Consider the following 5,571-nt stretch of genomic DNA (forward strand, 5'->3'; position numbering starts at 1 on the left):
TATCACCGCCGCCGTCGACAGGCCCGTCTGGGTCGATTGACCCCCATCGAATACGAGACCATCATGAACCCCGCCGTGAGCCTCGCGGCCTGACACCCCAACTGTCACCTGTTCGTGCGGCAGTCCCTCCGGACATTGGACCGCAACGACTCAAATCTGATCGCGCCGATCGAGCTCAGCTGAGCGAAGACGGGGTCTAGCGACCAGCCTTGTCAGAGCGCGCCCTTAGAGTCGCCTCATGGTTCACATCCTCAACTCCTTGAAGCGGCTCCTAAAGAAGGAGTCAATGCCGTCGCGACAGGGGCCGCCCATGGCTCCTTACCAGAACAGACTTCGCGTAGCCGAGCAGGCTGCTCGGGAGGTCACAAGGATCTCCCTGACATTCGGCAACGACAACCTCGGTCGAATTCGGCAGCGCGCTCAGAACGAAGCAGTAGCCGAGTTCGAGAACGCGCGTAAAGTCGCCGCTGGCTCTCTTCGACCAGGTCACCCCGACTTCGCCACGCTCCCGGATGAGGTTGCTCGATGCGCGAGCTACGGGTTCGCACTAGCGGGTGACGAGATCCGCGAAGCCGTCGAGGTCGTGCGCAGTTACTACCGCAAGAGCGACGAACTCCGGCGCACGCACGGCGAGCCGCGCTTCACGTTTTCTGACCTTGCTGCACGACCTGTGGGCTTCGATGCCATACCCGAAGAGATCGCCGCCCCGCTTCGGGAGGCCATCCACGCTGAGGCGTAGAGCGAATGAGCGTTTCCCGCGACTGTCTGTACGCGGTCCCCTGGTGATCCTTGCCCTCGTCGATGGAGGACTAGACGCATGATCGACACCTTCGAGGGCCTCCGCTAGTCGACGTCTGGCCTTCGACCAGCTCCGCTGGAGCGGAGTTCTCGGGTCGACAGGTACCGTTGACAGATCCCCCTTTCCCGTCAGAATCAGCTCTGACTGAACCACACCCTCAGCTTTTCAACGCAAGCTTCCTTGTCGGTCGGCAAAGTGAGGAACGACAACGCTCCGGCGCTGGTCTGCCAGGGGCTGTTCCGCTCGTCGTCCGGCATCGCCTCGTCGTCAATGGCCGGATATGCCAGTGTCGCCAGCGGCGCACCGAAGGTCGATGAGTAGGCATGCAGCTGATAGAGGTCCTCTCGGTCGACGCCACGTCGGCCCCCGAGCCTCTTGTACTTAGCATCAAGCAGCGCCGTGACCGGCTCCTCCCCCACGAGCACATCCGGGTAGAGCTGGGACTGCCGCACGAACAGGTGACAGTTGGGGTTTCAGGCCGCGAGGTCCACGGCGGGGTTCATGATGGTCTCGTATTCGATGGGGGTCAATCGGCCCAGGCGGGCCTGTCGGCGACGGCGGTGGTAGGTACGTTCGATCCAGGTGATGATCGCGATCCGGAGCTCGTCGCGGGTCCGCCACCGCTTGCGGTCCAGGACGTTCTTCTGGAGCAGTGCGAAGAACGATTCCATCGCCGCGTTATCACCGGCAGCACCGACTTGGCCCATGGATCCGATGAGGTGATGCTGGTTCAGCGTGTCCACGAACAAGGGTCAGGCCCCAGCGTGGCCACGCCGGTGTTGGCCACGCAGGCGCGCGTGGCGCTCGGCGACCAGGTTGGCGAGCAGTTGGGCGTCGAGACGATGCTCGTCGTCATCGGCGAGCGTCCGGGCCTCAGCGCCGTCAACAGTCTGGGCATCTACATCACCCACCAGCCACGCCCCGGACGCCACGACGCGGAGCGCAACTGCATCAGCAACGTGCGGCCGCCGAGGGGCGTCGGCTACCAGCAGGCCGCCGTCACCACGCTGAGGCTGGTGCGCCGCATGCGGGAGCTCGGCCGTTCAGGCGTCGACGTGAAGGACGTCGCGGAGCCAGCCCCCCTCACCAACCGACCAGCACCGGAGGTCCAGGCGAACAGTTCGCTGTAGGGTGACCGCGCTGATGAGGATGACGTCGCGGCCGTTGTGGCGCCGTGCAGGTGGGTCGAACTCGCCGTGGTCTCCGCCTCGGCCGGGATGGCAGGAAGCGCAGGGGCTTGCACCAGGCGTTGCGAGAGGTTGTGGAGCAATGCGTCCAGTCTACCGGGGGGCAGCGGCCATTCGAGACGACCCCCTGCCTGGCGGCCACCAGGCCTCGGGGCGCACCGGGGGGACCTCCGCAGGATCGTGGGCATGCCAACGCCCAGCCCATTCGGAGGTCCCCCCGGTCAACTGTCCGTGGTGATGTCACCGCGGACGAAGGCAGCCGATGACCTGCTCAGAGGTTCACGATCATCTTGCCGGTGTTGGCACCGTCCAGCAGATCGATGAAGGCCTGTGGGGCGGCGTCGAGACCGTCACGGGCGGTCTCGTCCCAGTGGATGGAGCCGTCGGCGATCCAACGGCCCATGTCCCGCTCGAAGTCCGCCCTCGCCTGCTCGGCGTACTTGGCGATCACGAACCCACGCAGCGTGAGCCGCTTGCCGATGGCCAGCGCCAGGTTGTGCGGGGCGGAGGCCGGCTCGGTGGAGTTGTACTGGCTGATGGCCCCGCACATCGCCACCCGGCCATCGGTGCGCAGGTTCGCGATCGCGGCCTCCAGGTGGTCACCGCCGACGTTGTCGAAGTACACGTCGATGCCCTCCGGGGCGGCCTTCGCGAGCTGCTCGGTCACGTCGCCGTCGTGGTAGTTGAAGGCAGCATCGAAGCCGAGCTCCTCCAGACGGGCGATCTTCTCGGGGGTGCCAGCCGAGCCGATCACCCGGGAAGCGCCCTTGAGCTTGGCAATCTGTCCGACGGCCGAGCCGACTGCTCCCGCCGCGCCGGAGACGAAGACGGCATCGCCCTCACGCATCTCGCCGGCCAGCAGCAAACCCGCGTAGGCGGTCAGGCCGGGCATGCCCAGTACGCCCAGGTAGGCGCTGTCCGGCACGCCCCGGGCTGTCAACGGTCGCACCGCATCACCGGCCAGGATGGCGTGTTCCCGCCACCCGAGGCCGTGGGTCACCTTGGTGCCCACGGGCAACTGCTCCACCCGTGACTCGATCACCGTGCCGACGGCGCCGCCGTCCAGCGGCTGGTCGATCTGGAAGGGGGGCACGTAGGACTTGACGTCGTTCATGCGGCCGCGCATGTACGGGTCCACCGACATGATGGTGTTGCGGACGAGGACCTGACCGTCATCGAGATCGGGCAGGTCGACCTCGACGGTGCGGAAATTGTCAAGGGTGGGCTTCCCGTCGGGGCGGGAGGCGAGGTGGATCTCGCGGGTGTGTGTGGTCATCCCTGTACTCCTGTGGGTGGGTGGTGGTCAGTGGGTCAGCAGGTCGAGGAGGCGGCGGGCGGCATCAGCCGACGAGGCCGGATTCTGCCCGGTGACCAGCGTGCCGTCCGTGACGACGTAGCTGTCACCGTCGGGGCCCTTGCTGTAGCGGGCGCCCGCTTCCCTGAGGGAGTCCTCGACCAGGAACGGGACGATGTCGGTCAGCCCGGCGGCCTCCTCCTCGCCATTGGTGAAGCCAGTCACCGAACGGTCGGTGATGAACGACGTCCCGTCCTGCTTCTTGATGGCATGCAGCACGCCGGGGGCGTGGCAGACCAGGCCCAGCGGCCTGCCGGCGGCGCCGCTGTCGAGGATGATCTGCTGCGAGGTGGGATCCTCCACGAGGTCCCACAGCGGGCCGTGGCCGCCCGGGTAGAAGACCGCGTCGAACTGGCTCACGTCAACCTCCGACAAAGGGGTGCTGGTCGTCAGGGCAGCCTTGGCCGCGTCGTCGGCCTCGAATCGACGGGTGGAGTCGGTCTGCATCTGCGGCAGCGTGCTGGTCGGGTCGACCGGCGGTCGCCCGCCCTTCGGCGAGGCCAGGGTGATGTCGTGTCCGGCATCGCGGAACACGTAGTAGGGAGCGGCGAACTCCTCGAGCCAAAAACCGGTCCTACGGTCGGTGTCACCGAGTTGGTCGTGGGATGTGAGGATCATCAGGATGCGGGACATGGCATCTTCCTTTCGATGTCTCGTGGAGTGGTTCCATGGTCAGGGGTGGCTGTGCCCCGGGTTGGGGCGGGGTTCACTGCTCAGGACCCACGGGGTCGGAAACGCGGACCAGACGCTTGTTGACGAACTCGTCGACGCCGTAGTCGCCCAGTTCCCGGCCGAAGCCAGAGCGGCCGACGCCGCCGAAGGGCAGTCCGGCGAGGCTGGTGCCGTGCTCGTTGACGTAGGCCATGCCCACGTCGAGGCGGCGGGCGGTGGCCTCGGCGAGTTCGAGGTCGTCGGACCACACCGAGCCGCTCAGTCCGAAGTCGGTCTCGTTGGCCAGGGCAACGGCCTCGTCCACGTCCGCGGCGCGGCACACGACCGCGACCGGTCCGAACAGCTCCTCCGACCAGGCCCGCATGTCGCGGGTCACGTCGGTCAGTACGGTCGCCTCCATGAAGGCGCCGGCACCCTCGCGCGGGTAGCCGCCGACGAGGACGTGGGCGCCGTGGCCCACGGCATCGTCGACAAGCTCCATCAGCTCGTCGCGGGCATCGGTGCTCGACATGGGGCCCACGTCGGTGGCCCCATCCTGGGGGTCCCCGACGACCGCTGCGGAGAAGGCAGCCGACAGCTTGTCGACGAAGGTGTCGTAGAACTCGTCGAGCACGATCATCCGCTTGGGCGAGTTGCAGGCCTGGCCGGCGTTGCTCAACCGCGCCCGGGCGGCGGTGCTCGCCACCGCGTCGATGTCACCACCGAGGACGATCAACGGGTCGGAACCTCCGAGCTCCAGCACCACCTTCTTGAGGTGCTTGCCGGCTGCGGCGGCGACCGAGGCCCCCGCGCCCTCACTCCCGGTGAGGGAGACACCGCGCACGCGCGGGTCGGCGATGATGTCCTCGATCTGGGAGCTGTCCACGAGGAGCGTCTGGTGGACTCCCTTCGGCAGACCGGCCTGGTCGAGGAGCTTTTCCATCTCGAGGGCGGAAGCAGCGCAGATCGAGGCCGGCTTCAGCAGCAGCGTGTTGCCGAGCAGCAGGTTGGGTGCGATGAACCGGGCGATCTGGTAGTAGGGGAAGTTCCACGGCATCACGCCCAGCAGGACGCCCAGGGGCTGCTTCTCCACGCGGGAGGAGTTCGCCCCCTGGTCCGGCAGGACCTCGTCGGCCATCAGCTCGGCGGCGCGCTGGGCGTAGTAGTCGAAGATCTGGGCGACCAGCTGCGCCTCGGCGATGCCCTGGGAGACGGGCTTTCCCATCTCGGAGGCCGCGATTCCGGCGAGCTCCTCCGCCCTCTGCTCGAACAGGTGCGCGGTCCGGGCCAGCACACCGGCGCGCTCCTCGACGCTCGTGCGCCGCCAGGAGGTGAAGGCCTCCTCGGCGGTGTCGATGGCCGTGCCCACCTCGCGTGGGTCGAGGGAGTCCCAGCTGCGGACGACCTTGCCTGTCGAGGGGTTCTGTGTGCGGTAGGTGGTCATGGTTGCCTCTGAACCGCCCTGGGTTCTGTTCCGATCGTTATGTGAGCGCTAGTGCGGCTCGTTGTGATTGATAGTAGGCGGCTTCAACTTCGCTCGGGGTCGCGTAGCCGAGGGCTTCGTGGAGGCGGGTGTTGTT

6 protein-coding genes and 1 pseudogene are annotated in these 5,571 nt (G+C 67.0%); 2 read left to right on the top strand and 5 right to left on the bottom strand.

Annotation, left to right across the window (positions count from 1 at the left end; translation table 11 throughout):
* Positions 1-238 precede the first annotated feature (238 nt).
* Positions 239-739 (top strand): hypothetical protein, encoded by a 501-nt coding sequence (locus QSJ40_RS12440; protein ID WP_285731304.1) that lies wholly within the window; start codon positions 239-241, stop codon positions 737-739.
* A 194-nt stretch (positions 740-933) separates the two neighbouring features.
* Here QSJ40_RS12440 and QSJ40_RS12445 read toward each other — a convergent pair whose 3' ends face one another.
* Positions 934-1,251 carry a 5-methylcytosine restriction system specificity protein McrC gene (locus QSJ40_RS12445; RefSeq protein WP_285731307.1) on the bottom strand — a complete coding sequence of 106 codons (318 nt, stop codon included), beginning with the start codon at positions 1,249-1,251 and terminating at the stop codon, positions 934-936.
* Positions 1,252-1,272: 21 nt separating this feature from the next.
* A pseudogene (locus QSJ40_RS12450) lies at positions 1,273-1,545 on the bottom strand (integrase core domain-containing protein); the annotation flags it as partial.
* An 18-nt stretch (positions 1,546-1,563) separates the two neighbouring features.
* Between QSJ40_RS12450 and QSJ40_RS12455 the strand changes: the two are divergent.
* On the top strand, positions 1,564-1,929 hold the full coding sequence (locus QSJ40_RS12455) for an ethanolamine ammonia-lyase light chain EutC (protein ID WP_285731309.1): 366 nt from the start codon (positions 1,564-1,566) through the stop codon (positions 1,927-1,929).
* Positions 1,930-2,257: 328 nt separating this feature from the next.
* Here QSJ40_RS12455 and QSJ40_RS12460 read toward each other — a convergent pair whose 3' ends face one another.
* The 3 genes from QSJ40_RS12460 to QSJ40_RS12470 form a co-directional block, all read right to left on the bottom strand.
* Positions 2,258-3,262, bottom strand: coding sequence for an NADP-dependent oxidoreductase (locus QSJ40_RS12460; protein WP_285731311.1), 1,005 nt, complete (start codon positions 3,260-3,262; stop codon positions 2,258-2,260).
* 27 nt (positions 3,263-3,289) lie between these two features.
* On the bottom strand, positions 3,290-3,973 hold the full coding sequence (locus QSJ40_RS12465; protein WP_047310894.1) for a type 1 glutamine amidotransferase domain-containing protein: 684 nt from the start codon (positions 3,971-3,973) through the stop codon (positions 3,290-3,292).
* A 73-nt stretch (positions 3,974-4,046) separates the two neighbouring features.
* A complete protein-coding gene (locus tag QSJ40_RS12470; RefSeq protein ID WP_285731314.1) occupies positions 4,047-5,435 on the bottom strand; it encodes an NAD-dependent succinate-semialdehyde dehydrogenase in 1,389 nt (462 codons plus the stop codon).
* Positions 5,436-5,571: the final 136 nt, after the last annotated feature.

It is taken from the genome of Kocuria sp. NBRC 114282 (assembly GCF_030268385.1).
Lineage (GTDB): Bacteria > Actinomycetota > Actinomycetes > Actinomycetales > Micrococcaceae > Kocuria > Kocuria palustris.